Genomic DNA, 25797 nt, shown 5'->3' with positions numbered 1-25797 from the left:
AGCCCGCCCATGAACCACGAGCGTTCCGACCTCGCCGCGAAGATCCAGCCCGACATCCCGCACGCGGCCCGCATCTGGAACTACTGGATGGGAGGCAAGGACAACTTCGAGGCCGACCGGGCCGCCGGCGACGCGGTGGCCCAGGTGTATCCGGACATCGTGAAGATGGCCGTGCAGTCGCGCGGGTTCCTGGTCCGCGCCGTCGGCCACCTGGCGGGCGAGGCCGGGATCTCCCAGTTCCTCGACATCGGCACCGGCCTGCCGACCATGCAGAACACCCACGAGGTCGCCCAGTCGATCAACGCGGCCTCGCGCATCGTCTATGTCGACAACGACCCGCTGGTGCTCGTGCACGCCCGCGCCCTGCTGCGCAACACCACCCCGGAGGGCGTCACCGCGTACGTGGACGGCGACTACCACGAGCCGGAGCTGATCGTCTCCGACGCCCACAACGTGCTCGACTTCACCAAGCCCATCGCGGTGATGTTCATGGGCGTGCTGGGGTACGTCGAGGACTTCGAGCTCATGCGCTCGATCGTCGGCCGGGTCATGGACAGCGTGCCCTCGGGCAGCTACCTCGTGCTGTGGGACGGCACCGCCACCGGCGAGGCCGTCGCGGAGGGCAGCGACAAGCTGGCGGAGAGCGGCGCGGTCCCCTACTACCTGCGCTCGCTCGAGGAGATGGCCAGCTGCTTCGAGGGCCTGGAGATGGTGGAGCCGGGGCTGGCCCCGATCTCGCAGTGGCACGACGAGGCGGGGCCGTTCATCGACGCCCACGGGGCGGTGGCGCGGAAGCCCTGAACGTTCGCACATGATACGGTCGTTTTTATGACGACCGTTTCTGATGTGATAGACGTGGACGTGTTGATCATCGGAGCGGGCCTGTCCGGCATCGGCGCCGCGTGGCGCCTCCAGCGCGAGCGCGGCTGGACGTACGCGGTGCTCGAAGCCCGGGACCGCCCCGGTGGCACGTGGGACCTGTTCCGCTACCCGGGCGTCCGCTCCGACTCGGACATGTTCACGCTCAGCTACCCCTTCCAGCCGTGGCGCGGCGGGAAGTCGCTGGCCGACGGCGACAGCATCCGCCGCTACATCGAGGACACCGCCCGCGAGCACGGCATCGACCGGCACATCCGCTACGGGACCAAGGTCGTCTCCGCCGGCTGGTCCGGCGAGCGCGGCCGGTGGACGGTGCGGACCGGCGACGGGGTCTGGACGTGCTCGTTCCTCTACGTCTGCGCCGGCTACTACGACTACGAGCAGGGCCACCAGCCGGACTTCGACGGCGTGGAGCACTTCGGCGGCCGGTTCGCGCATCCGCAGTTCTGGCCGGAGGACCTCGACGTCACCGGCAGCCGGGTCGTGGTGATCGGCAGCGGCGCCACCGCCGTCACGCTCGTGCCCGCGCTGGCCGGGAAGGCGGCGCACGTCACGATGCTCCAGCGCTCCCCGACGTACATGAGCGCGCTGCCCGACGTCGACCGGACCGCCGACGCGCTGCGCCGCCTGCTGCCCGCGCGGCTCGCGCACACCCTCGTCCGCGCCAAGAACGTGCTGCGCAGCCAGCTGATCTACTGGCTGAGCAGACGCTACCCCGAGCGGACCAAGCGGTACCTGCGCCGGGGCGTCCTCAGGTTCCTGCCCGACCCCGCCTACGCCGACCGGCACTTCACGCCCGGCTACCAGCCCTGGGACCAGCGGCTGTGCGTCGTGCCCAACGGCGATCTCTTCCGCGACGTGACCGCCGGGCGGGCGTCGGTGGTCACCGGCCGCATCGCCCGGTTCACGAAGGACGGCATCACGCTGGAGTCGGGCAAGGAACTGGCCGCCGACGTCGTCGTCTCCGCGACCGGGCTGTCGCTGATCCCCCTCGGCGGCATCGCGCTGACGGTGGACGGCAAGCCGGTCGACCTCGCCGCCACCACCGCCTACCGGGGGCTGATGCTCGGCGGCGTGCCCAACCTCGCCTTCTGCGTCGGCTACACCAACGCGTCATGGACCCTGCGCGCCGACCTGTCCTCCCGCTACGTCGTACGGCTGCTCGCCCACATGCGCAGGCACGGCCTGAGCACGGCGATGCCCGCCTTCCCGCGCGACGGCGCCCGGCGGCCTCTGCTCGGCCTGACCGCCGGCTACGTCCAGCGCGCCGCGCACCTGTTCCCGCAGCAGGGCGAGCGCGACCCGTGGCTGGTCACCCAGAACTACCTGGCCGACCTCGCGAAGTTCGCGTTCCTCGACGTTCGCAAGGGCATGATTTTCGGGTGACGTAAACTCTTCCCGCTCACACACCCCTGGAGGGCCACCGCATTGGACGTCCACGTCCCCACCCGGATGCTCGTCGAGGCGCTCGTCCGCACCGACCTCACCGTCGACGCGGGTGAGCTCTACGCCACCGCGGAACAGCTCGGCATGACCGATCAGCAGGTGCGCCTGTGCATCAAGCGGCTGGTCGCGGAGGAGCGCTTCGTCCAGGAGGGCCGCGGGCGCAAGGCGATCCTGCGGGCCACCGGCAGCGCCGAGCGGGCGATGGGGCTCGACGTCGAGTTCGTCGCCCACGCCTACCGGCAGGACGCCGGGCTCGCGCCCTGGGACGGCACCTGGCATCTGGTGGGCTTCGCCGTACCGGAAAGTGCGAGGACCGGCAGGGACGCGCTGCGCGCGGCGATCACCGCGCTCGGCGGGGCGCCCGTGCACGGCGGCCTCTACCTCAGCGCCAACGCGTGGGAGCCCTACGTCGAGGAGCACGCCCGCCGCCTGGACGTCCTCGACCACGTCACCTTCCTGACCACCCGCGACCTGCGCAGGGGCGGGCAGGCCGACCCGGTCGCCCTCGCCCGCGCCCTGTGGCCGCTGAAGGAGATCGCCGGGCGCTACGACCGCCTCGCCGCGATCGCCCGGCCGCGGCTCGACCTGCTGCGAGGCGCGAACCCGCTCTCCCCGCAGGAGCGGCTGACCATCGCGGTGGAGCTGGCCGCCGAGTTCACCCGCGCGATGGAGGACGACCCGCTCCTGCCTCCGGAACTGCTGCCGCGGCCCTGGCCCGGCGCGCAGGCCCGCGAGCTGACCGCGACCTGCTGGAAGCTGCTCGACCACCAGATCGGCTCCGGCATCCGCCTGTTCAAGCTCTACGGGACGCTCACTCCACGATGACCCGGACGGACCCGGCGTGCCCGGCCAGGTCGGCGAAGAACCGCTCGCCGTCGATCGCGGTCTCCGGCGGGTGCACGCCGGGCGGGACGCGCTCCACGTCGAGCAGCTGGGCCAGGCCCAGCGCGGCCGGGAGGCCGGTGGCCTCGTCCATGCCCATCATCAGCGTCTCGGCCCCGGCCAGGTGGGCCAGGACGGTACGCGGCCGCCCGTCCGCCGTGCCTATGGCGGCGGCGAAGAACGCCGGCAGGGAGCCCGGCGCCTTGAAGCCGAACGCCCGCACGGCCGCCCGCATGGCCCGGCGCGTGGCGGGCTTGGCCAGGGCGGCGGCGGCGCTCTCGTTGGTGAGCCGGCCTTCGTCGAGGTCGGTGCGCAGCACGTCCAGGTAGGCCGCGGTACCCGGCGTGACGACCATGAGGCTGGCCGACTCCCCCGTCAGGACGTAGCTACGCGCCAGCGTCACGGGCTCGGGGTGGCCGACGGTGTAGGCGGTGCCCTTCCTGCCGCCGGGCAGGTCGAGCGTGACCGGCCGCATGGGCGGCCGCTGGACGACCTGCCCGCCGCTGACCACGGCGACGGTACCGCTGATCTGCTGCATCCAATGCACCGCCGCCGCGATGGGCCGGCCGTCGGGCCCGTTCAGCTCGGTCTGCTCGGCGCCGGAGCCGGGGACGTCGACGGGCCAGGCGGTGTAGAGGTCCGTCACGGTGTCGAGTTCCGCCACGGCGCGGGCCGCGAGCAGGTTGCTGATCCCGGGGCTCGCGCCCATGCCGATCACCGCGCGCACGCCCGCGGCGCGGGCCTGCCCGTCGAGCTCGAGCATCTCCAGGGTGGGTTCCCAGTCGTCGCAGATGTCGAGGTAGTGGGTGCGGGCGAGGATCGCCGCCCGCAGGACGGCCGGGCCGAAGCGGTAGTAGGGCCCGACCGTGTTGAGCACGACGTCGGCCCCTTCCAGCGCGGCGGCCAGCCCGTCCGCGTCGGTGACGTCCACCTGCCGGGCGCTGAGCCGTGCCGGGAGGCCGCCGAGCTCCTTGACCAGCCGGTGCGCCGCGTCCAGGTCACGGTCGGCGACGACGATCTCCCGCACCCCGGCGAGACCCGCTGCCACGCGCACCGCGACCCTGCCCATCGATCCGGGACCGCCGAGGGCGAGGATTCTCATCATTACCTCTCACATCTTCACCTATCGTTTTCAGTACGATAGAACGAAATATGAACATATCAGCGCTTCCGCTGTTCCGCGAGAGGCCGGCCAGCCGGATGATCGCGGCAGAGGCGGCCAGCACGCTGCCGCTCGCGGCGATGGTGCTGCCCTACCTCCTGGCCGGGGACGACACCGCGCCGGAATGGGCCCAGTTGCTCGGGCTGGCGGTCATCGTCACGCTCTACCTCACCGCGCTGCACACCTGGCGCCTGGTCCTGGCCGGCGGCCTGCGCCCGTGCCCGGCGCGCCCGCTCCGACTCCATCTCCGTGACGAGCGGCGGCTGCGCGTCCTGGTGCTCGGCTACCCCGTCCTGCTCGCCGCGCTCCTGCCGATCCCCGCCACCTGGACGGCCTTCTGGTTATGGGTCACCGTGATCAGTGCGGTCGCGAGCGCGGTCTCCGCCGTCCGCATGATCGTCATGTTGCACCGCCGTTGACACTGGAGGTAGTCGTGGTCAGGAGCTTCACCTCGCGGGCCGCCGGGCCGTACGAGCGTGGTCTTGAGTTCGGTACGGCTCACGCGCGCGACATCGCCCGCACCGTGACCGGGTACCGGATGATGTTCGACGGCCTGGCGGAGGCGCCGGTGCCCATCGCCGAGCCGGGCGCGCGGGCGTTCACCGCGATCGAGAAGTGGGCGCCCGACCTCGCCCGGGAGATCGAGGGCATGGCGGCGGGCGCCGGGCTGCCGGTCGAGGACCTGGCCGCGATCAACGCGCGGACCGAGATCCTCGCCACCCTGCCCGCGCCGCCGCGCGGCGAGTGCTCGGCGGCCATTGTGCTCGGCGAACCGACCCGGGCCGGGCAGACCTGGGACTGGGCCGAGGCGATGGCCGGGAACTGGTTCGTCTGGACCATCCCCCACCCGTCCGGGCACGTCGTGCGCACGATGACCGAGTACGGCATCGTCGGCAAGATCGGCGTCAGCTCGGCGAACGTCGGCGTGCTCTTCACGTTCCTGTCACACGCGCGCGACGGCGAGGCCATGGGCGTGCCCGTTCACGTGGTGGCCCGGCGCGTGCTCGACGAGGCCCGCGACCTGTCCTCGGCCACCGGCCTGCTGGTCTCGCCCGAGGTCTCCGCCTCGACCTCGATCACCGTGGTCACCCCGGGCTCCGCGATCACCGCGGAACTCCATCCGGGCGGTCCCGCCTGGGTGCTGCCCGACGACGACGGCGTCCTGGTCCACACCAACCACTTCCTCGACCCGGTCGCCGCCGCGGGCGACCAGGTGCCGCGGGAGTACCCGGACACGTTGCTGCGCCACCAGACGTTGCGTCGGCGCCTGCGCTCCGGCGGGCCGCTGACGGAGGCCATGGCCGACCATTCCTCGGGCAGCAAGAGCATCTGCTGTCACGTGCCGGCGGGGGCCGTACTCCCGGAGTGGGAGCAGCGCACGCTGGCGACGATCGAGCTCCACGTGGACCGCGGCGACCTCACCGTCCACGCCGGCGGCCCCTGCGGCGTGCGGCCGGCCGACCCGGCAGGCCCGGCAGGCCCGGCAGGGGAATGATCCGGCGGCGCTCCCCTGGGTCCGTGAGAACCAGGTCGAGCCGGTGACGGGGACGCCGGTCCGGCGTCCCCGCCGCCGACGACGGTTCAGGCCGCGGCGTTCTGGTGGTTCCGTTCGGCCTGCTGCTTGACCTGCTGAATCTGCTCATCGGTGACGCGCAGGTCGCCGAATTCCTTGACCGCCTGGTAATAGGTCCAGGCCAGGCCGTTGCAGGTGGAGCGGGAGAGCCCGGAATATCCGGCGCACACCTGGCGCATGTCGAAGTAGAAGGCGTCGTCGATACGCGGCTTGTTGGCCGGGAAGACGTTCATGGCCTTGTAGTTGCGGTAGCCGAAGTCGTGGCGCCGGCAGGACATCCTGAAGTCGAAGCCGAGCGGCTGGTCGGGGCTGCTGGAGCACAGGTCGGTCGACCAGTCGAAGTTGTAGTCGGCCCACGCGGCCTGGTTCTGCCAGGCGGCGCGCCAGGCGGAGGCGCTGCCGGCGTTCGGCTGGGAGAAGGTGGAGAGCGCGGCGAGTTTCTGTTCCGGCGTGACCGCGTGGGCCGGGAGCGCGAATCCGAAGAAGGCGGCCACGGACAGGAGGGCGGATATCGCGAGTAAGAGGGACCGTCTGACCATGAGAACCTGCTTTCACTGCACGGGGGGTGCGGAGGAATGCGGTGGCAAGGTTCGCCCGACGACCTAACAATGAAGCGAAGGCGGGGAAAACTAAAAGCAGATCTTGTCCAATTTTTCCAGCAGGGTTTGCGGAGAGTCGCCCTTTACGGTCAGTCGAATTCCGATGTCAGCGGGACAGCAGCAACCGCGCCGACCACCCGGCCGCCCACAGCAGGAGCAGGCCGACGACCACGCCCCCGCCGACCAGGGCCAGCCCGGCCCCGATGTTCGCGCCGATCGTGCCCGCGGTCACGACGCGCGCCCCCGCCCCGGCGATCGCCCCCGCCACCAGCGCCGGTACGAGCGCCGCCCACCACCGGCCGTCGAAGCGCCGCCCCCGGGCGGCCCAGATCAGCAGGCCGAGCGTGAGCACCATGACGGCCACAGCGCCCAGGCCGGCCACCCGCTCCACCACCGGGCCGATGTCCGGCGGCCGGAACGCGTAGTCGAGACCGGTCCCCTGCGGCACGTCCACGCTCAGATCCCCGACCAGCCACCACACGGCGACAGGGGTGGCCAGGACGCAGCCCGCGGCGGCGGCCGCGAGGCCGCCTGCTCTGATCGACATGTCTACCAATGTGGGGTGGCGCGCGGTTCGCGTCCACCCCCTGCGGCACCCGCCGGTCGGGCATGACTTCCCGGATCCGGCCGGCGGGCCCGCGTGGAGGGTCAGCGTGCGGTCTTGCCAGCGGCGACGCGCGGCTTGGCGGGAACGGCACGGCGCTTGGGCGTCGGGACGCGGAAGACGGCGCCACGGTGGTCGTACTCCTCGGCGCCCTCGTCGTCGAACCAGCGGCCGCCATCGCCCAGGTACCGGAAGGCGAACGCCTCGCCCTGCGGTACGGCTACCGCCACCCTGTAGCGACCGTCGTCGCCGAGCTGCATCGGGTGCGCGAGCGGGTCCCAGCCGTTGAAGTCGCCGACGACGGACACCGGCCCGACCTCACCGGGAAGGGTGAAGAGAACCTCCACCTGCCCCCTCCTGTTGGGTTTGCTGTGAGTGAACATCTTTCTCCCCCGAATAAGATGATTCAGACGATTGCGCGTTCAGCCATACCCCGGCCGACGGTGAGAAACGGGCGATCTTCGCAGTTTTTAGCGTTTACGAGAGGATTCCGCTCCGGGAATTTCCTCATGGGCTAGTGACGCGATCCGGTCGGCAGGCCGCCGGCCGTCTCGACCCGGGTCTCGCACCGCCGGGCGCCCTCGCTGCCGACGACCACGATCCCGTTGTCGGTGACCGTGTAGAGCTCGCGATCCAGTTCGGGGTCGAGGCCGATCCTCGCGCCGTCCGGGATGACGGCGTCGCGGTCCACGATCGCCCGCCGGACGATCGCGTCCCGGCCCACCCGTACGTTCTCCATCAGGATCGAGTCGGCGACCTGGGCGCGGGCCCCCAACGTGACCCGCGGGGACAGCACGGAGCGCTCGATGTCCGCCTCGGCGGCGACGGCGACGCCCGGCGAGAGCAGCGAGTCGACGGCGCGGCCCGGCCGTTCCCTGCCGAAGGTCACCGGCGCGAGCAGGTCGTGGAAGGTGCGGATCGGCCAGTGCGCGTTGTGCAGCGTGAAGGCCGGGTCGGGTCCGATGAGGTCCATGTGGGCTTCGTAGTAGGCGTCCAGGGTGCCGACGTCACGCCAGTAGCCGCGCTCGCGGGGACTGACGCCGTGCACGTGGTTGCGGGCGAAGTCGTAGACGTCGGCCCGGCCCTCGCGTACCAGCATGGGGATGATGTCGGCGCCGATGTCGTGGCGGCTGGACACGTCCATCGCGTCCTCCTCCACCGCGTCGATCAGCGCCTGCGTCCTGAACACGTAGTTGCCCATGGACGCGCGGATCTCCTCCGGCGAGTCGGGCAGGCCGGCCGGGTCACCGGGTTTCTCCACGAACCGCGCGATCCGCCGGCCGCCCGGCGCGCACTCGATCACCCCGAACTGGTGGGCCAGCGCCCGCGGTTGCCGGATCGCCGCGACCGTGACGTCCGCCCCGGACTCGAGGTGCTGGGCGAGCATCTGCGCCGGATCCATCCGGTAGACGTGGTCGGCCCCGAACACCAGCACATGTTCCGGAGGATCGTCCCGCAGCAGGTGCAGGTTCTGGAACAGCGCGTCGGCCGAGCCGGAGAACCACTGCGGCCCGAACTGCTGCTGCGCCGGAACCGGGGCGATGTAGTGCCCCACCTGAGAGGAGAGTTGCCAGCCGCGCGCGATGTAGCGGTCGAGACTGTTGCTCTGGTACTGGGTCAGCACCACGATCTTGAGATAGCCGGCGTTGGTCAGATTGGAGAGCACGAAGTCGATCAGCCGGAACATCCCGCCGAACGGGACGTTCGGTTTGGCCCTGCCCATCGTCAACGGCAGTAGTCGTTTTCCCTGTCCGCCGGCCAGCACCACGGCCATAACTCTGCACGAGGTCATGGGAATGACGCTATCTTCGCCTTTCACAGCTCCATTGCAAGAAGGTGCGTCATACCCCCAAAGAATCGTTATGCCGCGCATGAGCGAAGACCTGCCGTTCGGCGGAAAGGAACCGGCGTGATCGAGGTTGAGGTCATCGACGGGATCGCCGTCGTACGGCTGGCCCACGGCAAGGTCAACGCCCTGGACCTGGAGCTGTGCCAGGCGATCGAGACGACGCTGCGCGACCTGGACACCGGCGGGGTGAGAGCCGTCGTGCTCACCGGTTCCGGACGGGCCTTCTCGGCCGGGGTCGACCTGGAGCGCATCGTCGACGGCGGCGCCGGCTACGTGGCCACGTACCTGCCGGCGCTGAGCGGCGCGTTCCGGGCCGTCTTCGACCTGGGCAAGCCCGCCGTGGCCGCGATCAACGGCCACGCGATCGCCGGCGGCTGCGTGCTGGCCGCCGCCTGCGACCACCGCGTCATGGCCACCGGACCGGGCACGATCGGCGTTCCCGAGCTGCTGGTGGGAGTGCCGTTCCCGGAGGTGGCCCTGGAGATCATGCGGTCCGCGCTCGGGCCGGTCGGCGCGCGGCGGGCGATCCTCGGCGGCCGCAACCATCCGGCCGCCGAAGCGCTGGCCCACGGGTTTGTGGACGAGGTGGCCGAGCCCGGTGAACTGCTCGACCGGGCGTTGTCGGTCGCCGGCCGGCTGGCCGCGATCCCCGCCGACACCTTCCGGCACACCAAGGGGCAACTGCGCGGCGAGGCGACCGGCGAGCAGGAGACGCTGCGCCTGTGGCGGACGGCCGCGGCCGACGGGCGGATCGAGTCCTTCATGGCACGGACGGTCGCGTCCCGCCGCCGCTCGTGAAGCGCTGCGCGCGCATATGGTGGGAATCATGTTCTTCGAGCCCCCAACGGCCCAGGACGAACCATCCGAATCACCCCAACCGGGCCTGTCCCCCTGGCAGGCGCCTCCGGCGCTGGAGAGGGGCGCGGTGCTGGTCAGCGATCTGGTGCTGGCCCGTACCCAGGACGTCGCCATGATCGTGCAGACGATCCAGGCCTTCAGCACCGGCTGCCTGATCAACGTGGACGTCATCACGCGCTCGGCCGCCGACGACTCCGCCCTCACGCGCGCCATCTACCAGCACATGGTCACCGGTGTGAAGGCCGGCGCCCCGCTGCCTGACGACCTGCTGCGGTTCGGCGTGCGCTTCGCCGACGGCTCCAAGGTCACCACCGTCGGGCACCGCATCGGCAAGCGGCATCCCCCGTCGGCCGCGCCGCCGCCGGGTCCGCAGATCTCCTGGCTGCTGCCCGGCATGTCGATGCGCAGCGGCCCAGAAGACTCGAGCGTCCTCGTCGCCGGGTTGTGGTTGTGGCCCTCTCCGCCCGCCGAGCCGTTCCAGCTCGCCGTGGAGTGGCCCGCCGGCGGTGTCGAGCTCACCTTCGCCGAGGTGGACGGCGCCGCCATCGCGTCGGCCGCGGGGCGCTCGCTTCCTTACTGGCCCGACGGAGAAGCTGAGTAGCCCCGTACTCATGTGGCGGGACCCGGCGCCCTGAGATCGTCGGTGCATGGCGCGAATTCCGCAGGTGCGCAGGGTCCTGTTCAACGACGAAGAGGTCGGGATGGGCTTCAACAGCGAGTCCGGCCTGGCCGTCGGGACGGCGCTCGAAGGCTTCACCGTCTCCTCCGACCCGGACGCCGACGGCCAGACGGTGACCTCGTCGATCAGCATCGTCAGCACCCACGAGGAACTCCAGGAGACCCTGGGCATGTCCTTCGAGGCGCAGGGCCGCTACGGGTTCTTCTCCGCCTCGGCGAAGACGACGTTCTCCGAGTCGTCCAACTACAACTCCACCTCCACCTTCCTCGTGGCCCGCGTCGTCGTCGAGAACGCGCTGCGCCGGGGCCGCGGGTTCAGGGTCACCGCCGACGCCAAGGCGCTGCTCGACGCCCTGCGGTTCGAGGAGTTCAACCGGGCCTTCGGCGACAGCTTCGTGCGCGGGCTGCAGACCGGCGGCGAGTTCTACGCGGTCATCCGCATCACGTCGGTCTCGACCACCCGCCAGACCTCGCTGGCCGCCACCCTCCAGGCCGAGGCGAACGGGCTGGTCGCCTCCGGCAGCTTCAAGGCCTCGTTCGAGGAGGCGAACAGGAGCGCCAGTTCGCGCTCGGAGTACACCGCGACGATGTTCCAGAAGGCGGGCTCCGGCGCGACGATCGCGCCGACCGTCGAGATCGGCGAGGTGATCACCCGGTTCAAGCAGTTCCCCACCATCGCCTCCGACAGCTCGGCCGCCTACGAGGCCGAGGTCGTCACATACGACACGCTGCCGCTGCCGGTCCCCACCCCGGAGGAACAGGAGGCGTTCCTGCTGGCGCTCGCCGACGCGCGCGAGCGCAAGCTGCGCTTCATCCAGACGCGCAACGATCTCGAGTTCGCGCTCCGGCAGCCGGAGTTCTTCCGCGGCCTGCCCTCCACCGACGTCCTGCTGACCGTGATCTCGACCTACACCAAGCTGATCAACGCGGCGATGCAGCACGCCATCAAGCTGTCGCGCGGGCAGATCTCGCCGCCACGCCTGTTCGACCCGGGCGAGCTGGTCCCGCCGCTGCGCGAGCCGGCGCCGATCCCGCTGGTGCGCGTGCCCGTCGACGCGCCCGCGGCGACGCTCCGGCTGGTCTCCCTGATCTGCCGTACGCCCTCCGACCGCGACCCGGACGCCGGGGACGAGATCGTCATCCGGGTCGGCGGCGCCGACGTCGCCGATGCCCCGTACGAGTTCGAGGAGGGCATGCGGATCGACCTCGGGCACACCTTCCCGCTGGGAGCGGCGCCCGCGAAGATCGAGGTCATCGAGCTGGACGGCGGCTTCGCCGGCGTGGACGACTACATCGGCTCCGTCGTCGCGACCGTGGCCGACCGCGCCACCGGGCGCAAGAACGCCGTGCTGGGCGACGGCCAGGCGGTCTACGAGCTGGTATACGAGGTGGTGTAGCGAACCGTTCGGGGTCCGCCGTACGTCGTGAGGTCATGATGCTGCGATTGCTCGTGGTCACCGCGCTGGCGGCCGCCATGCTGGTGGGCACGACCACCGCCGCCTGCGCCTGCAGTTGCGTGGAGTTCAAGCCGGCGCAGGCCGTACAGAACGCGACGGCGGTGTTCACCGGCACCGTGGTGGCGATCCGCACGGTCAAGGGCCCGCCGAACGCCCAGAAGATTTACACCTTCCGCACCGACCACGTCTACAAGGGCGCGCCCACCGCCGAGTTCCAGATCGGCGCCGACACCGACAGCCCCGCGTGCGGGTACGTGTTCGACCAGGACGCGCGTTACCTCGTTTTCGCCGGCCAGGCCGAGCGGGTGCCGGGCGCGAGCCTGTCCACGTCGCTGTGTTCGGGAAACATCCCGATCCGTCCGGGCACGGGCCCGCTCAAGGCCGGCGACGAACGCGAGACCACCCACGAGACCATCGGAGGTCCCGTGACCACCGACCTGATCACCGCCCTGGGTACTCCCGTGCGACCCGGCAAGACCGGCACCCCCACCACGCCGCAGCCCGCGGTCTCCTGGCGCTGGGTCGCCGCCGTCGCGGTCGTCACGGCGACCACCCTCTCCTGGTACGCCCGCCACAGCACGGCCGACTAGCTCACATCCGGGACAGCAGCTCGGCCTTCTTGGCCTGGAACTCCTCGGGGGACAGCAGCCCGGCGTCGCGCAGTTCGCCCAGCTTGGCGATCAGCTCGGTGATCTCGGCGGCGGTGTGGCGGGGGGAGAGCGGTTTCGGCCCGCCGGCGGGGATCGCGGCCAGGACGGCGGCGGCGAACGGGAGCGACTTGTGAGTGACGCCCCAGCCCAGGCCGAACACCACCGAGGCCGGGTCGTCGTTCGGGTCGGACGGGGCCACCCGGTCGCGTACCTTCAGCCTGAGCGAGCCGCTCGCCCTCACCGGCGCGTGCCATTCCACGCCTTCCAGATCGGCGACGCGGAAGCGCTGGTCACCGGCGCTGTACTTGGCCGTCGAGGCGCCCGACCAGAACCACGTGAAGGTCACGTGCTCGCCGTCGAACGTGGCCGCGCCGTCCCACGCCTTGAAACCCCGCGGCACGGGCGGGGCGGCGACCAGGAACCGCTCGGCGGGCTCCCGGCTCGTGATCGCGGACCGGAGCTCGTCGGCGTAGTAGTCGGCCAGCGTCTCCTTGCCGGCGGGCAACACCAGCCGGTACGGGTCCAGCACCTCGGCCAGTTGCCCGGCGGCGGCGCTGATCACCGGATCCGCCCCACGCCTCGGCGTCACCCGGAGCACCACCGTGCCCCGCCTGCCATGCGCGAGCGACACCTCGGCGATCGCGCTGTGGGGAACGACGCGTTCGCCGAGTTCGGCGAGGAGTTTGTTCGCCTTCGGCCCCGGCCGGATGCGCAGGGCGTCGCTCTCGAAGCCCCACACGCTCTCGGAGCCCGCCAGAACATCCTCCACGCCCTCAGGCTAAGCCATCATCGGGCTCACCGCCGGGGTGTGAGCACGGTTCCCAGGCCGTCCAGGAGGCGTTCGAGGCCGAAGGCGAACAACGACTCCAGATCGAGCTCCGTCCCCGGCTCGGTGACCTGGGCGACCAGCGGCCCGTCGACGGACAGCCTGGCCGTGACCCACTGCGTGCTGGTCATGCCGGTGTCGAGTTCGGCGCCGGCCTCGCTCTCGATGTTCACCGCCGTCCCGCGCACGTAGTTGACGAGCGTGCCGTACACGTGCAGGCGGGTGCCGGGGTCCAGGTCGAGGCCGTCGAGCGCGCGCAGCGTCCACAGCCCGTACGCCAGCATCCCCGGCAGCGGCACCGGCCGGGTGATCGACACCAGGCGCGGCAGCCAGGGATGGCGCTGGTAGGCGGCCCACTGCAGTTGGGCGGCCACCCGCAGGTGGGAGCGCCATCCGGGCGGCGGCTCCGGGTACTCGATCTCGGCGAACGCGGCGTCGGCGATCAAGTGGGTGAGCTCGGCCTTGGCGTCGAGGTGCCGGTAGAGGGTCATGGTGGCGACGCCGAGCTTGGCCGCCACCGCCCGCATCGACAGCGCCGCCAGGCCGCTCTCGTCTGCGATCCGCAGGGCCACGCGGACGACCCGCTCGCGTTCGAGGCTCCCGGCCGAGCGCGCGGGCAGCCGGCGAGCGGCGACCACGGCGCCGACCCGGGCCGCGGACTCGATGGCGCCCGCCTGCTTGAGCGCGGACAGCGCCTTGGTGGCCGTCGCCATGGCCACGCCCCATTCGGCCATGATCGCCCTGGTGGTGGGGACGCGATCGCCTGGCCGCAGCTCTCCGTCGGCGATGCGCCGCTCGATGTCGGCGACGATCCGGAGGTACGGCGGTCGCGGATCGTTCACGACGCCATGCTGCCACGCCTCAGCGATCGGGCAACCAGTTGCCGTGCAGCCCGAGCGGCACCCTGGCCGGAAGGTGGACCCGCGCGACGGGCGCGCCGGTGAAGTCCTGGGCGCTCAGGATCACCAGATCGCTGGCGTTCCTGAGCGGATTGTGGACGTACGTCAGCAGATACCCCTCGTCCTCTCCCGGCCCGGCGGCGGCGAACACGGCCTCCCCCACGGCCTCGTCGGCGCCGAACCCGTGCACCTCGGCCGTCCCCCGCTCCAGGTCATGCTTGACCAGGGCGTTGGTGAACGCGTCGTCGGGCGGCATCCCCTCGGGCGCGAACGGGATCCCGTAGAGGGCCGCCGCCGCCGAGTAGCCGTACCGGTGGGGCCGGGTGGCGCGCGTCTCGTTCACCCGGGGGAAGTCCTGCGGCCGGTCGTCGACCCGCCGCTGATGGACGGCGTCCGCGGTGATCGTCCACCGGTCAAGCACGGGGCGGATCGCCCCGGGATCGGCGGGATGGAACGGCCCCTCGGCCGTGACCAGGTCGACCACGACCGAGTCGCCGTCGTCGTAGGCGTTGAGCGTGTGGCTGACGTGGACCGGGTCGATGTCCAGCCAGCGCACCTCCCCGCCGGTACGCGGCATGACCCCCACCCGCGTCGGGTGCTCCGGCAGCCACCGGCACTCGAAGCCGTCGAAGCCCAGCGGCGTGTCCCACAGCACCACGTGGTTCTCGGTGAGCGCGAAGTCGTGCAGGAACGGCGTGCGCGTCATGGGGATCGTGGTGGCCCGCACGACGCCGCCCCCGACACCGGTCACGATGTACTGGACGACGTCGCGGCCCATCATGTACGACAGCGAGTGCAGTTCGCCGGTGAGCGGGTCGTGCTTGGAGTGGGCCCCCGCCGTGAACCCCTCCTCGGTCCCGCCCAGCGCGCACGTGCCCAGGGTGTTCAGCTCGTCGTCCAGCTCGGTGGGCGGCATGCCGCCTTCCAGCATGGCGAAGGTGCGCCGGGCGTGCTCGATCACGTGCACCATGGGCGCGATGCCCGGCGCGCGGACGAACCGGTTGCGGTACCACTCGGCGCGGCCGTCGCGCAGCCGTACCCCGTGCACCATGCCCTGGCCCATGCCCCAGATGTGGACGACCGGGTCCTCCACGCCCAGCGGGTTGGGACCGTTGCGCAGGTAGCGGCCGTTGAGCTCGGCCGGGATCCGCCCGGTGACGGGCAGGTCGTGAGCGGTGACCTCTTCGGTGACGGGCGCGAACGGCCCTTCCAGATACTTCATGTTGACACCGTACGCACGAGCCTGCCGGCATCCCTTGCGGCAAGGGATAACACCGAGCTGTGCACTAGTGCAACCGCCTCCGGCGCTCCATGACGACGGCCAGCCCGAGGCCGAGCGCGGCGTACGCGCACAGCACCGCGAACCCCGCCCACGGCGCCAGCGGGAAGTAGCCGGTGAGCGCGGTGTAGAAGCCCTCGACCTGCGCGTACTCGCGGGCGCTCTGCTGGATCGCGAAACCCGCCGCCGGAGTGACCGCCAGCAGCCAGTCCCCCACGCCCGCCAGCGCCAGCGCGTACGGAAGGAAGACCGCGGCGACGGCCGCGACGATCCCCGCGGCGGCCCGCCCGAACAGCGCGCCGATGCCCAGGGACAGCACCGCGACGGCGGCGAACAGCAGGCCGGTGCCGACGATCACCTGCAGGTACGCCGGCAGGCCGGCCGGAAGCGGGTGGACGCCGTTGGAGGGGAGGATCCGCAGGGCGATCGGCACCACGACGGCGGCGGGGATCACCCCGCTGACGAAGGCGACGGTGCCGATCACCACCGCCTTGGGGACGAGGCGCCGGCGGCCGGCCGTCCCGAACGAGACCGCCACGACGATCACCGCGATCAGGCCCGGGAACGCGCCGATGAGCGTGCGCTCGATCGGCTGCCACTCGGTGCCGGGCGCTATGTCGCCGGTCCCCGTGACGGTGAACGTGCCGCCTGAGCGGGAGAGCCCTCCCCCGTGGTGCGGCGTCACGCCGTCGGGCTCCATCTGGACGCCGATGTCGTCACTCTTCCACGGGCCCGCCTGCGGGCTGACCTGGTCGAAGACGGCGGTGGCCTCGGAGAACCTGGACTCGGGCCCGCCGCCGGCCATCGTCAGCGCGCCGGGCGAGGCGGCGAACAGCCCGATCTCCACCGTGCCGGGCAGCCCGCCGAGATCGGCCTTGCCCACCTCGGTCCACTTCTGGCCGTCGGCCGACTCGTATCCGGTGAGCCTGTCGCCGGTACGCGTCAGCCGCAGCCAGCGCGGATACGGTCCGGCCGAGCCCGCGACGTCCTCGGTGAAGTTGTGCTGCATGCGCACCCCGTGCTCGGCGGTCACCATGACCGCCGCGTACCGCGACCCCCGCCGGATGCCGTCCTTGACCATGACCCCGGCCTTGGCCCACGGCACCAGCCCGGGGACGGGCGGCGGGCCCGCGCCGGTCCCGGGCGGCGGCGGCTCCTTGATCCGCCCCGTCATGCCGTTCACCCGGGCGGTGATGCTGCCGTCGCCGCGCAGCGGCTGGTGGACGAAGTAGAACTTGTCCTCCACGGCCTGCCCGCCCGGCCCCAGGATGGGTGCGGGGCAGGGCTCCTCGGTGGCCTGGTTGCCGCACGTGGCGCGTGAGGAGACGACGAGCGCGAGCCCGGCCACCACCGGGATCAGCGCCGCGGCCACCATCCCGATCACCCAGCGGCGGGTCTTGCCGAACCTGGTCCATTCGGATTCCATGGCGGGCAGGTTAGGCAGCGCGACCCCGCGCGGGCGTCACGCCGGGGAGCGATCTTTCCCGTCCCTGGCGCCAGGGACACCGGATCCCCCACGCGATGGACGCGGCAGAAGTCTGCAGGAGGCAGGATGACCCTCACCTTCGACCACATCTCCGCCGGATACCACCCCGACCCCGCGCTGTCGATGTCGCTGCACGCCGACGCCTACACCGATCCGGCCTGGTTCGACGTCGACCAGCGGGCGATCTTCGCGCGGACGTGGCAGTGGTTGTGCCACCCGGAGAAGCTGCGCGAGCCGGGAAGCTACGTCAGCGCCACCGTGGCCGGCATGCCCGTCGTCGCCGTCCGGGACGAGTCCGGCACGCTGCGCGCGTTCTACAACGTGTGCAAGCACCGGGCGCACGAACTGCTGTCCGGGTGCGGCGTCCGGCGCAGCATCGTCTGTCCGTACCACGCCTGGAACTTCGACCTGACCGGCCGGTTGCGGCGCGCCCGCAACACCGGCGACCTGCCGGCCTTCGACCCCGGCACGGTACGCCTGGACCCCGTCCAGGTCACCGAGTTCGCCGGCATGGTCTACGTCAACCTCGACCCCGGCGCCGCCCCGCTCGCCGAGCGGGCCGGGGACCTGGCGGCGGAGATCGAGGAGCGGGCGCCGGACATCGCCAAACTGACCCTCGCCCGCCGCCTCACCTACGACATCGCCTCCAACTGGAAGAACGTCGTCGACAACTTCCTGGAGTGCTACCACTGCCACGTGGCGCACAAGGACTTCGTGTCGCTGGTCGACATGAGCACGTACCAGGTGACGACCCACGGCATCTGGTCCAGCCACATGGCGCGGGCGGGCACGGCCGAGAACTCCGCCTACGACGTGTCGGGCGCGACCGTGACCGAGCACGCGGTCTGGTGGCTGTGGCCCAACACGTGCCTGCTGCGCTACCCCGGCCGGGGCAACCTCATGGTCCTGCAGATCATCCCCGCCGGCCCGGAACGGACGCTGGAGACCTGGGACTTCTACCTGGAGACCGCCGATCCGGACGAGGCGGAGCTCGACAGCATCCGCTACATCGACGAGGTTCTCCAGGTGGAGGACATCGCCCTGGTGGAGAGCGTCCAGCGCGGGATGCGCACACCCGCCTTCACCCAGGGCAAGATCGTGTACGACCCCGCCGGCTCCGGCCTGTCGGAGCACGCGCTCCACCACTTCCACGGCCTCGTCCTCGACGCCTACCGCGACGCCCTGAAGTGACCGGCGAGATTGGCGCTGTCGTCCCAGAGCGCCTGGGCGAGCCTGCCGTCGCGGGCCGATTCCGACGGGTCCGGCCAGGTGAGCCGGCCCCGGCGCAACGCGGCGTACGAGCGGCCGCCCGGTGGCCTCGCCAGGCCGAGGGCCAGGTCGGCCAGGGCGTTCCCTGCGGCGGCGCGGCTGTTGAGATACGGGTTGAACCGGCTCACCGCCCAGCGCGGCACCGGCGTGCCCAGCAGCGACCACGCCACCCGCAGGGGAACCGGCAGGTCCTTGGCCAGCCCCGTGCCGAACACCTGACCCGGATCGTAGGCGACGGCCGTGACGCCGCGCCCGGCCAGAGCGCGCGCCGTCAGCACGGCGCAGAGCTTGGACGCGGTGTACGCGTGCTCGCCCGCCTTGCGCGGCCGCGGATCGCGGCCGGGGTCGCGGTCCGGGTGAGCCAGCAGGTCCGCGTCCGCGTGCCTCGGCGGTGTCAGTCCCGCGCCGGTGGCGGGGTCGTGCGTGCCGCTCGTGGTCAGGACGACGATCGCGCCGTCGGCCAACGTGGGCAGGAGCAGGCGGATGAGCAGGTAGTGGGCGAGGTGGTTGACGGCGAACGTCGTCTCGAAGCCGTCCGCGCTCCGGCCGTCCGCGTCGGGGCGGATCAGGCCGGCGTTGAGCACCAGGGCGTCCACGGGGGTGCCTGGGGTGCCGCCGAGTCGTTCGCGCACCGAGGTCGCGAAGGCGCGTACCGAGGCGAGGTCGGTCAGGTCGAGCGGGATCGACTCGCCGCCGGGCACCGGCCGGCGCGCGCCCAGGATCAGGCGGTCCCCGCCGCGCGTCAGCCGGCCGGCGGCGGTCGCGCCGAAGCCCGACGTGCCGCCGGTCATCAGCATCGTGGACACGGTGCCCTCCTAGGAGATGGTCTTCACCACGTGACGCAGGGTCTCGCCCAGCTCGGTCGGGCAGGCGATCGTCCGGTCGCCCCGGGGTTCGAGCAGGCCGCGCTGCTCGGCCTCGTACAGGCCGGCGAGTTCCTGCGCGAGGGGCTCCGGGAGGCCCGCCTCGACCATCGTGCCGACCCAGCCGGGCCGCGGGATGGTGACCACCCGCAGCGTCGTGCCGAGCACCGCCGCCAGTTCCTCCGCGACCTGCCGCTCGGTGTAGCCGGGGGCGTCCAGGTCGACGACCTCGCCGCTCGCGGGCGGCTCCGTCAGGGCCCGCGCGACCACCTTGCCGATGTCGCGCGTGGCGACCATCGGCGTGGGCACGTCGGCCGACTCGCCGAAGACCGGGTAGACGCCGGCCCCCGTGGCGGCGTCGAGCACGGTCTCGACCTTCTCCTGGAAGTGCGGCGAGCGGATCGCGGTCAGGACCGTGCCGGTCTCGCGCAGCAGGTTCTCCAGGTGGTGCAACCAGCGGATGGGGCCCGTGCCCTCCGCCAGTTCCGCGCCGACCGAGGACAGCATCACCACGTGCGGAACGCCGCTGTCCTCGACCGCTCCGGCGATCGAGGCGGCCAGCCCGCGGTGATAGGCGTCGGGGTCGTCCGCCGCCGGATCGGTCGGCAGCATGACGAACACGCCGTGGCAGCCGCGCAACGCCTCCGCCAGCGCCGCCCTGTCGCCGAGATCGGCGACCGCCGCCTGAGGCCAGTCGCGGCCCTTCGCCGGGTCGCGGACCACCGCCCGCACCGCCGCTCCACCGGCCAGAAGCTCCTGGGCCGCCGCGCCGCCGACGTGGCCTGTCACACCCGTGATCGCGTACATGGGACCGCCTTCCTGAGGTCGTCGATCGAGTCACTTCCAGTGAAGTCGCCCCGGGTGAGACGATCCATATTCGGTACGCTCGCCTCCATTTCTGTCCGTCTAAGCTGAGGGTGTGGACCCCCTCGCCGACCTTCTCGACGGAGTCCGTGCCCGCAGCGCGGCGTTCTGCCAGGCGATCCTGGAACCACCGTGGTCGCTGCGGATCGCCGACGGCGCCATGCTCGCCCTGGCCACCGCGCTGCGCGGGCACGCCTGGATCGTGCCCGACGGGGGCGAGCCCGTGCTGATGCGCACCGGTGACGTGGCGATCGTCAAGGGGCCCGCGCCGTACACGATCGGCGACGACCCGGCCACCGCCCCCGACACCGTCGTCCACCCGGGCAACCGCCTGACCACCATCGACGGCGTCGACATCACCGACGAGCTGCGGCTCGGCCCCCGCACCAGCGGGCTCACCCCCGACGGCTCGGCGATCGTGGCCAGCGGCACCTACCAGGTCAGCGGCGAGGTCGGCGACCGGCTGCTCAACGCCCTGCCCGCGGTCGTGCTCGTGCCGCGGGCGAGCACGCCCTCCCCGGTCATGGAACTGCTGGCCCAGGAGGTCAACGGCGAAGGCCCCGGCCAGCAGGTCGTCCTCGACCGGCTCCTCGACCTGGCGCTGATCGCGACCCTGCGCGCCTGGTTCGCCCGCCCCGAGGCCCAGGCGCCCGGCTGGTACCAGGCGCAGAGCGACCCGCTGATCGGCCCGGCGCTGAAGCTGATCCACGGCGACCCGGCCCGGCCGTGGACGGTGGCGCTCCTGGCGGAGAAGGTCGGCGCGTCACGCGCGGCGTTCGCCCGCCGCTTCGCCAGCCTCGTGGGCGAGCCGCCGATGGCCTACGTCACCGGCTGGCGGCTCGCGCTCGCCGCCGACCTGCTGCGTTCCTCCGACATCACCATCGACTCGGTCGCCAGGCACGTCGGCTACGCCAACGCGTTCGCGCTGAGCGTGGCCTTCAAACGGGTACGCGGCCTGTCGCCGAGCCGCCACCGCACCGGTTCCTAGAGGAAGTAGCGCAGCCAGACGTAGACCCAGGCCAGGGCGGTGCTGGCGAGGGTGACGACGATGCCGTAGCGGGTGAACTGCCAGAAGCTGATCGGGTGGCCGGTGCGGGCGGCGATGCCGATGGCCACGACGTTGGCGCTGGCGGCGACGGCGGTGCCGTTCCCGCCGAAGTCCGCGCCGAGCGCGAAGGCCCACCACAGGGCCCGGCCGGTGGCGGCGTCGGGCGCGGCGGCGGCGAGTTCCTCGACGACGGGCGCCATGGTGGCGACGTAGGGGATGTTGTCGAAGAAGGCGCCGAGGATGCTGGAGCCGAACAGCAGCGAGGTGGCCGCGGCGAAGTGGTTGTCGCCGAACAGCTCGATGCTGGCCCGGCCGATGGCCTCGATCGTGCCCGTGTGCACGAGCCCCGCGACCATGACGAACAACCCGGCGAAGAACACCAGCGTAGGCCATTCGACCTCGCGCAGCACGTCGCCGAGCTCGACCCGGCACACCAGCAGCATGACCCCCGCGCCGACGAGCGCGATGACCGAGGGCGCGAGATGGAAGACCGAGTGCAGCCCGAACGCGACCACCACCCCCGCCAGCACCGCCAGCGACCGCACGAGCAGAACGGGATCGGTGATGGCCCGCTTCTCCTGCATGGCCATGACCTTGGCGACATGGTCGGGGTTGTACTGGAACGACTTCCGGAACAACGGATAGGTGAACAGCACGAAGATCACGAAGATGATGACGACCGCGGGCGCCATGTGCACGAGGAAGTCGTTGAACGTCAGCCCGGCCCGGCTGCCGATGATGATGTTGGGCGGATCCCCGATGAGCGTGGCCGCCCCGCCGATGTTGGAGGCCAGAACCTCCGCGATCAGGTACGGCTGCGCCGGGATCCGCAACCGCCCGCACACCATCACGGTCACCGGCGCGACCAGCATGATCGTGGTGACGTTGTCCAGGAAGGGCGAGGCGATGGCGGTGATAGCCATGAGCATCACCATCAGCCGGTACGGCCGGCCCTTCGACCGTTTGGCCGCCCAGATCGCCAGGTAGTCGAACAAGCCTGTCTGCTTGATCACCCCAACGATGATCATCATGCCGAGCAGGAGGAAGATGACGTTCCAGTCGACGCCGGCGTGCTCGTTGAAGAAGACGTCGGAACCCGGCGCCAGACCGAGCACGGTCATCAGCCCGGCGGCGATGAGGACGACCTTGACCTTGTCGGCCTTCTCCGTGGCGATGAAGAAGAACGCCACGACGAAGATGGCCAGGGCCACGATGGCGCTCATCCTGGTCTGGCGGAGGCTCGCGGGGCGTGGCCGGGCATGAAGAGCAGACCTCCTGGCGGCGGTGAGGCGGTGGGCGCGGGCGCGCGGTCAGTCGGACGGGCCGATGATGGCCAGGCTCGTCAGCAGGCGTTCGAGGGTGATCGCGCCGGTCAGCGTGCCGTCGTGGGCGACGACGGCGACCAGCGGGCTGCGGGTGCGCGCCATGAGCGCGGCCACCTCCAGCAGGGTGGCGTCCTTGGCGACGGTGGCCGGCCGGCCCATGGGCGCCGGCAGGCAGTCGCCGACGGTCAGGCTGCCGAGCTCCTGCCAGAACACGTCGGCCTCCGCCTCGTCGAGCGTGGCGGCCAGGGCGTGGTCCTCGCGGATGGAGGCGGGGATGGCCAGGCGCAGCACCTGGGTGCCGGGCAGCACGGTCGCCGGCCTGGTGTGGTCGTCGACGACGATGAGGCCGGGCAGCCGGTTGACGACCATGAGCCGCACGGCCCGTACGACGGGGTCGCGGACGGTCACGGTGGGCAGTCGGACGGCGATGTCGCGCGCTTGCATGGCACCATCCACGCTGGCGGGGTGAAGGCTGGTCGAAGGTCTGGCGGTCATGAGGCGCGCACCTCCATACGTTCCAGGCGGCGTTCCAGGGCGGCCAGGCGGTCGGCGGTCTTGCGGCTGTTCAGCAGCTCGGCGAGCTGGTCGGCTTCGTCGCCGTCGAGCGTGACGGCCACGAGCGGCTGGTCGGCCTCGCCGGTGCCGTACACGTGCAGGTGGCGGCGCTGCGTGTGGTCGACGAGCACGCTGAGGCGTTCCCCGGCGCGGGTACGCAGGTGGTGCAGGTCGCCGGTGCCGGGCACGGTCGTGTGATGGATCTCCATGGGTGCACCTTCGTCAGTCGGGACGGTGTGCCGCTCGCGCGCCCACCGCAGCAGGGCGGGGTCGGCCCGCAGCTCCAGGCGGACCGGCTCGACCCGGACCACACCCAGGCCCAGGCGGGCGACGCGGGCCTGAAGCCCGTCGTGCAGCAGGCGGCCTACGTTCTCGGGCGATCGGGCCAGCTCGTTCAGGGTGGCGGCGGCCACGCGGGCGACGATCTGGCGTTCCAGCTCCTCGGCGGCGCAGGCGAGCGGCGGGCGGGCGGCCAGCGCGTAGGCGGTGCGGTCGGTGACGCCGACGTGGGCGACGACGCTCACCCGCACCCGCAGGCCGTCGCGGGTGCGGGCCGGCAGCGCGAACGCCTCGACGAGTTCGGCGCCCGCGGGCACCGGGCGGGTGCGGTCGAGGAACGGGATGACGACCACCAGTCCTCGCCGCCGCACCGCGACCGCCCGGCCGTAACGCAGCACGACCAGGTGATGGCCCCGGGGGACGGACCGCAACGCGGCGGCCAGCAGAAGAACGAGCGCCGCGGCCGCGACGATCCAGGACGTGTCCGTGCCGCGCATCGTCACCTCCTTACGGTCCGCCCCTTATCTCCGGGGAGGTGATCAGTCTCGCCAGCCGCCCCCACCTGCGGCTATCGGGGCTGACCCGCACTTCGGCGGGGTCGCGGCCCGTATCTTCCGCCGTGGCCGGGCCGGTCGTTGGACATCGCGGGGGGCGCCCGACCAGGCTGAGGTCATGAAGGAGCACGCCCACAGCCCGGCGCAGGCGCTGTTTCGCCGTCTGTTCGTCATCAACGCCCTGGTGTTCGCGGCCGGCACGCTCGTGCTGGCGCTGTCACCGGCGACGGTGTCCTCGCCGGTGCTGCTGGCCGAGATCCCTGTGCTGGCGATCGGCCTGGCGCTGATCCTGGCCGCCAACGCCCTGCTGGTCCGCGCCAGTCTGGCGCCGCTGACCGCGCTGACGTCGCTGATGCAGCGCGTGGATCTGCTGCACAACCGCGACCGGCTGCGCGAGGACGGCAACGGCGACCTGGCCAGCGTGGTCACCACCTTCAACCAGATGCTGGACCGGCTGGAGGAGGAACGCGCCTCGGCCAGCGCCCACGCGCTCGCCGCGCAGGAGGCCGAGCGCGGCCGCATCGCCAGGGAACTGCACGACGAGATCGGGCAGAGCCTCACCGTCGCGCTGCTGGGGCTCAAACGCACCCGTGACCGCGCCCCCGCCGAGCTGACGGCCGAGCTTGAGCACACGCAGGAGGCGATCCGGGCCAGCCTGGACGAGGTCCGCCAGGTCGCCCGGCGGCTGCGCCCCGGCGTCCTGGAGGATCTCGGCCTGCACAGCGCGCTGACCGCGCTGGCCACCGATCTGTCGCAGACCGGCAGCGTCCACGTCACCCGCTCGCTGGCGAGCGTGCCGCCGCTGGCCGCCGACGTCGAACTCGTCCTGTATCGCATCGCCCAGGAGAGCCTCACCAACGTCGCCCGCCACTCCGGCGCAACCACCGCGGCCCTGACGCTGGCCGTCGTCGAGGACGGCGAGGTGGTCCTGCGCGTCACCGACGACGGCCGGGGCGGAGTCCGCGAGCACGGCGCCGGCATCCGCGGCATGCACGAGCGCGCCCTGCTCATCGGCGCCCGCCTGGGCATCCACTCACCACCCGGCGGGGGCACGCGGATCACGCTCACCGTCCCCGGAACCGCCAAGGAGCCGACCGCATGACCGCGACACCCGCCAGGATCGTGCTGGCCGACGACCACGCGCTGGTCCGCCAGGGCGTACGCCTCATCCTGGACGCCGAACCCGACCTGACCGTCGTCGCCGAGGCCGCCGACGGCGCCGAGGTGCTCAACGTCCTGCGCGAGCACGAGGCCGACCTGGTCATCCTGGACATCGCGATGCCGCGCATGACCGGGCTGCAGGCGGCCAGGGAGATCTCGCGGCGCTGGCCCGCCGTACGGCTGCTGATGTTGTCGATGTACGACAACGAGCAGTACTTCTTCGCCTCGCTGAAGGCGGGGGCCAGCGGCTACGTCCTGAAGTCGGTCGCCGACCGCGACCTCATCGAGGCCTGCCGGGCGGCGATGCGCGGCGAGCCCTTCCTCTATCCGGGCGCGGTCACCGCCCTGATCCGTGACTTTCTGCACCGCCACGAGCACGGCGATCCCCTGCCCGACAGCCTGCTGACCGCCCGCGAGGAGGAGATCGTCAAGCTCATCGCCGAGGGTCACTCCACCAAGGCCATCGCCGACACCCTGGTCATCAGCCCCAAGACCGTGGACCGCCACCGCACGAACATCCTGGCCAAGCTCGGCCTCAACGACCGCCTCGACCTGACCCGCTACGCCATCCGGGCCGGTCTGGTCGAGCCCTGACCCCGAGCGGCGATGTCGGGTATGGTGCGGCCCTGAATCCCGCTAACGATCAAGAACCGGAGACCCCCATGGAGATCGAGCAGACGGCGCTGCCGGGCATCGGGCTCAAACACGAGTTCACCTCCAGCGCGGGCCGCAGGATCGGGGTGGTCTCCCAC

27 protein-coding genes are annotated in these 25797 nt (G+C 71.7%); 13 read left to right on the top strand and 14 right to left on the bottom strand.

The window, feature by feature from the left end:
• Nucleotides 1–9 precede the first annotated feature (9 nt).
• The 3 genes from ACIBHY_RS10940 to ACIBHY_RS10930 are packed head-to-tail and all read left to right on the top strand — an operon-like array spanning nucleotide 10 to nucleotide 3150.
• The gene (locus tag ACIBHY_RS10940) at nucleotides 10–801 is read left to right on the top strand and encodes an SAM-dependent methyltransferase (RefSeq protein WP_397306597.1); all 792 of its coding nucleotides are present in this window, start codon (nucleotides 10–12) and stop codon (nucleotides 799–801) included.
• Between the two features lie 27 nt (nucleotides 802–828).
• Complete coding sequence (locus tag ACIBHY_RS10935) at nucleotides 829–2265, top strand: flavin-containing monooxygenase (RefSeq protein ID WP_397252295.1); 1437 nt, start codon at nucleotides 829–831, stop codon at nucleotides 2263–2265.
• 42 nt (nucleotides 2266–2307) lie between these two features.
• Entirely contained in the window at nucleotides 2308–3150 is an 843-nt protein-coding gene (locus ACIBHY_RS10930) for a PaaX family transcriptional regulator C-terminal domain-containing protein (RefSeq protein WP_397306596.1), read from the top strand.
• Here the strand turns inward: ACIBHY_RS10930 and ACIBHY_RS10925 are convergent.
• On the bottom strand, nucleotides 3137–4312 hold the full coding sequence (locus tag ACIBHY_RS10925; protein WP_397306595.1) for a saccharopine dehydrogenase family protein: 1176 nt from the start codon (nucleotides 4310–4312) through the stop codon (nucleotides 3137–3139). The genes ACIBHY_RS10930 and ACIBHY_RS10925 overlap by 14 nt on opposite strands.
• A 47-nt stretch (nucleotides 4313–4359) precedes the next feature.
• On the opposite strand from ACIBHY_RS10925, the gene ACIBHY_RS10920 reads away from it, so the two are divergent.
• Together ACIBHY_RS10920 and ACIBHY_RS10915 are read left to right on the top strand one after the other, a co-directional pair.
• A complete protein-coding gene (locus ACIBHY_RS10920; RefSeq protein WP_397252292.1) occupies nucleotides 4360–4788 on the top strand; it encodes a hypothetical protein in 429 nt (142 codons plus the stop codon).
• Nucleotides 4785–5864: a C45 family autoproteolytic acyltransferase/hydolase gene (locus tag ACIBHY_RS10915; protein ID WP_397306594.1), complete on the top strand. Its 1080-nt coding sequence runs from the start codon at nucleotides 4785–4787 to the stop codon at nucleotides 5862–5864. Before ACIBHY_RS10920 ends, ACIBHY_RS10915 begins: the two co-directional genes overlap by 4 nt.
• 86 nt (nucleotides 5865–5950) lie before the next feature.
• Here the strand turns inward: ACIBHY_RS10915 and ACIBHY_RS10910 are convergent, their stop codons facing one another.
• The 4 genes from ACIBHY_RS10910 to ACIBHY_RS10895 all read right to left on the bottom strand — a co-directional run bounded on the left by ACIBHY_RS10910 (nucleotide 5951) and on the right by ACIBHY_RS10895 (nucleotide 8937).
• Complete coding sequence (locus tag ACIBHY_RS10910; protein ID WP_397252290.1) at nucleotides 5951–6481, bottom strand: phospholipase; 531 nt, start codon at nucleotides 6479–6481, stop codon at nucleotides 5951–5953.
• A gap of 166 nt (nucleotides 6482–6647) precedes the next feature.
• Nucleotides 6648–7088, bottom strand: coding sequence for a hypothetical protein (locus ACIBHY_RS10905; protein ID WP_397306593.1), 441 nt, complete (start codon nucleotides 7086–7088; stop codon nucleotides 6648–6650).
• A gap of 101 nt (nucleotides 7089–7189) precedes the next feature.
• Complete coding sequence (locus ACIBHY_RS10900; protein WP_397252288.1) at nucleotides 7190–7492, bottom strand: isoamylase early set domain-containing protein; 303 nt, start codon at nucleotides 7490–7492, stop codon at nucleotides 7190–7192.
• 167 nt (nucleotides 7493–7659) lie between these two features.
• Nucleotides 7660–8937, bottom strand: coding sequence for a glucose-1-phosphate adenylyltransferase (locus tag ACIBHY_RS10895; RefSeq protein ID WP_397252287.1), 1278 nt, complete (start codon nucleotides 8935–8937; stop codon nucleotides 7660–7662).
• A 117-nt stretch (nucleotides 8938–9054) separates the two neighbouring features.
• Here ACIBHY_RS10895 and ACIBHY_RS10890 point away from each other — a divergent pair, with 117 nt between their 5' ends.
• The 4 genes from ACIBHY_RS10890 to ACIBHY_RS10875 are packed head-to-tail and all read left to right on the top strand — an operon-like array spanning nucleotide 9055 to nucleotide 12577.
• A complete protein-coding gene (locus ACIBHY_RS10890; protein WP_397306592.1) occupies nucleotides 9055–9792 on the top strand; it encodes an enoyl-CoA hydratase/isomerase family protein in 738 nt (245 codons plus the stop codon).
• A gap of 28 nt (nucleotides 9793–9820) precedes the next feature.
• Nucleotides 9821–10453, top strand: a complete 633-nt coding sequence (locus ACIBHY_RS10885; protein ID WP_397306591.1) for a hypothetical protein — start codon at nucleotides 9821–9823, stop codon at nucleotides 10451–10453.
• Between the two features lie 46 nt (nucleotides 10454–10499).
• Nucleotides 10500–11927, top strand: a complete 1428-nt coding sequence (locus ACIBHY_RS10880; RefSeq protein ID WP_397306590.1) for a hypothetical protein — start codon at nucleotides 10500–10502, stop codon at nucleotides 11925–11927.
• 35 nt (nucleotides 11928–11962) lie between these two features.
• The gene (locus ACIBHY_RS10875; RefSeq protein WP_397306589.1) at nucleotides 11963–12577 is read left to right on the top strand and encodes a hypothetical protein; all 615 of its coding nucleotides are present in this window, start codon (nucleotides 11963–11965) and stop codon (nucleotides 12575–12577) included.
• 1 nt (nucleotide 12578) lies between these two features.
• On the opposite strand, the gene ACIBHY_RS10870 is transcribed toward ACIBHY_RS10875, so the two are convergent.
• From ACIBHY_RS10870 to ACIBHY_RS10855, 4 genes are all read right to left on the bottom strand, one after another.
• Complete coding sequence (locus tag ACIBHY_RS10870; RefSeq protein WP_397252282.1) at nucleotides 12579–13406, bottom strand: DUF4429 domain-containing protein; 828 nt, start codon at nucleotides 13404–13406, stop codon at nucleotides 12579–12581.
• Between the two features lie 26 nt (nucleotides 13407–13432).
• The gene (locus tag ACIBHY_RS10865) at nucleotides 13433–14305 is read right to left on the bottom strand and encodes a GntR family transcriptional regulator (RefSeq protein ID WP_397252281.1); all 873 of its coding nucleotides are present in this window, start codon (nucleotides 14303–14305) and stop codon (nucleotides 13433–13435) included.
• 19 nt (nucleotides 14306–14324) lie between these two features.
• On the bottom strand, nucleotides 14325–15584 hold the full coding sequence (locus ACIBHY_RS10860; protein WP_397252280.1) for a carotenoid oxygenase family protein: 1260 nt from the start codon (nucleotides 15582–15584) through the stop codon (nucleotides 14325–14327).
• Between the two features lie 64 nt (nucleotides 15585–15648).
• Entirely contained in the window at nucleotides 15649–17067 is a 1419-nt protein-coding gene (locus ACIBHY_RS10855) for a hypothetical protein (RefSeq protein WP_397306588.1), read from the bottom strand.
• A gap of 126 nt (nucleotides 17068–17193) precedes the next feature.
• On the opposite strand from ACIBHY_RS10855, the gene ACIBHY_RS10850 reads away from it, so the two are divergent.
• Nucleotides 17194–18318, top strand: a complete 1125-nt coding sequence (locus tag ACIBHY_RS10850) for an SRPBCC family protein (protein ID WP_397252278.1) — start codon at nucleotides 17194–17196, stop codon at nucleotides 18316–18318.
• Here the strand turns inward: ACIBHY_RS10850 and ACIBHY_RS10845 are convergent.
• On the bottom strand, nucleotides 18297–19193 hold the full coding sequence (locus tag ACIBHY_RS10845) for an SDR family NAD(P)-dependent oxidoreductase (protein ID WP_397306814.1): 897 nt from the start codon (nucleotides 19191–19193) through the stop codon (nucleotides 18297–18299). The two genes, ACIBHY_RS10850 and ACIBHY_RS10845, sit on opposite strands and share 22 nt — an antisense overlap.
• Before the next feature lie 18 nt (nucleotides 19194–19211).
• The gene (locus tag ACIBHY_RS10840) at nucleotides 19212–20066 is read right to left on the bottom strand and encodes an NAD(P)H-binding protein (RefSeq protein WP_397306587.1); all 855 of its coding nucleotides are present in this window, start codon (nucleotides 20064–20066) and stop codon (nucleotides 19212–19214) included.
• 112 nt (nucleotides 20067–20178) lie between these two features.
• Between ACIBHY_RS10840 and ACIBHY_RS10835 the strand changes: the two genes are divergently transcribed.
• Nucleotides 20179–21111 (top strand): AraC family transcriptional regulator, encoded by a 933-nt coding sequence (locus tag ACIBHY_RS10835; protein WP_397252276.1) that lies wholly within the window; start codon nucleotides 20179–20181, stop codon nucleotides 21109–21111.
• On the opposite strand, the gene ACIBHY_RS10830 is transcribed toward ACIBHY_RS10835, so the two are convergent.
• The 3 genes from ACIBHY_RS10830 to ACIBHY_RS10820 form a co-directional block, all read right to left on the bottom strand.
• Nucleotides 21108–22394, bottom strand: coding sequence for an SLC13 family permease (locus ACIBHY_RS10830; protein ID WP_397306586.1), 1287 nt, complete (start codon nucleotides 22392–22394; stop codon nucleotides 21108–21110). The genes ACIBHY_RS10835 and ACIBHY_RS10830 overlap by 4 nt on opposite strands.
• An 87-nt stretch (nucleotides 22395–22481) precedes the next feature.
• On the bottom strand, nucleotides 22482–22940 hold the full coding sequence (locus ACIBHY_RS10825) for a CBS domain-containing protein (protein ID WP_397306585.1): 459 nt from the start codon (nucleotides 22938–22940) through the stop codon (nucleotides 22482–22484).
• A gap of 47 nt (nucleotides 22941–22987) precedes the next feature.
• Nucleotides 22988–23827: an SPFH domain-containing protein gene (locus ACIBHY_RS10820; protein ID WP_397306584.1), complete on the bottom strand. Its 840-nt coding sequence runs from the start codon at nucleotides 23825–23827 to the stop codon at nucleotides 22988–22990.
• Between the two features lie 175 nt (nucleotides 23828–24002).
• Between ACIBHY_RS10820 and ACIBHY_RS10815 the strand changes: the two genes are divergently transcribed.
• Nucleotides 24003–24986, top strand: coding sequence for a HAMP domain-containing sensor histidine kinase (locus ACIBHY_RS10815; RefSeq protein ID WP_397306583.1), 984 nt, complete (start codon nucleotides 24003–24005; stop codon nucleotides 24984–24986).
• Nucleotides 24983–25639: a response regulator gene (locus ACIBHY_RS10810; protein WP_397306582.1), complete on the top strand. Its 657-nt coding sequence runs from the start codon at nucleotides 24983–24985 to the stop codon at nucleotides 25637–25639. The genes ACIBHY_RS10815 and ACIBHY_RS10810 overlap by 4 nt, the downstream gene beginning before the upstream one ends.
• Nucleotides 25640–25797 lie beyond the last annotated feature (158 nt).

Source organism: Nonomuraea sp. NPDC050547, from assembly GCF_044457345.1.
Classification (GTDB): Bacteria; Actinomycetota; Actinomycetes; order Streptosporangiales; family Streptosporangiaceae; genus Nonomuraea.
This window is presented reverse-complemented; position numbering and strand designations above follow the sequence as displayed.

Bases quoted from the DNA above. Each gene is read 5' to 3' on its own strand.
- ACIBHY_RS10905 (WP_397306593.1), bottom strand. From the start codon at position 7,088: ATGTCGATCAGAGCAGGCGGCCTCGCGGCCGCCGCCGCGGGCTGCGTC.
- ACIBHY_RS10840 (WP_397306587.1), bottom strand. From the start codon at position 20,066: ATGTACGCGATCACGGGTGTGACAGGCCACGTCGGCGGCGCGGCGGCC.
- ACIBHY_RS10815 (WP_397306583.1), top strand. From the start codon at position 24,003: ATGAAGGAGCACGCCCACAGCCCGGCGCAGGCGCTGTTTCGCCGTCTG.
- ACIBHY_RS10895 (WP_397252287.1), bottom strand. From the start codon at position 8,937: ATGACCTCGTGCAGAGTTATGGCCGTGGTGCTGGCCGGCGGACAGGGA.
- ACIBHY_RS10825 (WP_397306585.1), bottom strand. From the start codon at position 22,940: ATGCAAGCGCGCGACATCGCCGTCCGACTGCCCACCGTGACCGTCCGC.
- ACIBHY_RS10860 (WP_397252280.1), bottom strand. From the start codon at position 15,584: ATGAAGTATCTGGAAGGGCCGTTCGCGCCCGTCACCGAAGAGGTCACC.
- ACIBHY_RS10935 (WP_397252295.1), top strand. From the start codon at position 829: ATGACGACCGTTTCTGATGTGATAGACGTGGACGTGTTGATCATCGGA.
- ACIBHY_RS10920 (WP_397252292.1), top strand. From the start codon at position 4,360: ATGAACATATCAGCGCTTCCGCTGTTCCGCGAGAGGCCGGCCAGCCGG.
- ACIBHY_RS10885 (WP_397306591.1), top strand. From the start codon at position 9,821: ATGTTCTTCGAGCCCCCAACGGCCCAGGACGAACCATCCGAATCACCC.
- ACIBHY_RS10925 (WP_397306595.1), bottom strand. From the start codon at position 4,312: ATGATGAGAATCCTCGCCCTCGGCGGTCCCGGATCGATGGGCAGGGTC.
- ACIBHY_RS10845 (WP_397306814.1), bottom strand. From the start codon at position 19,193: ATGCTGATGACCGGCGGCACGTCGGGCTTCGGCGCGACCGCCGCCGGC.
- ACIBHY_RS10880 (WP_397306590.1), top strand. From the start codon at position 10,500: ATGGCGCGAATTCCGCAGGTGCGCAGGGTCCTGTTCAACGACGAAGAG.
- ACIBHY_RS10875 (WP_397306589.1), top strand. From the start codon at position 11,963: ATGATGCTGCGATTGCTCGTGGTCACCGCGCTGGCGGCCGCCATGCTG.
- ACIBHY_RS10810 (WP_397306582.1), top strand. From the start codon at position 24,983: ATGACCGCGACACCCGCCAGGATCGTGCTGGCCGACGACCACGCGCTG.
- ACIBHY_RS10850 (WP_397252278.1), top strand. From the start codon at position 17,194: ATGACCCTCACCTTCGACCACATCTCCGCCGGATACCACCCCGACCCC.
- ACIBHY_RS10910 (WP_397252290.1), bottom strand. From the start codon at position 6,481: ATGGTCAGACGGTCCCTCTTACTCGCGATATCCGCCCTCCTGTCCGTG.
- ACIBHY_RS10940 (WP_397306597.1), top strand. From the start codon at position 10: ATGAACCACGAGCGTTCCGACCTCGCCGCGAAGATCCAGCCCGACATC.
- ACIBHY_RS10855 (WP_397306588.1), bottom strand. From the start codon at position 17,067: ATGGAATCCGAATGGACCAGGTTCGGCAAGACCCGCCGCTGGGTGATC.
- ACIBHY_RS10830 (WP_397306586.1), bottom strand. From the start codon at position 22,394: ATGAGCGCCATCGTGGCCCTGGCCATCTTCGTCGTGGCGTTCTTCTTC.
- ACIBHY_RS10820 (WP_397306584.1), bottom strand. From the start codon at position 23,827: ATGCGCGGCACGGACACGTCCTGGATCGTCGCGGCCGCGGCGCTCGTT.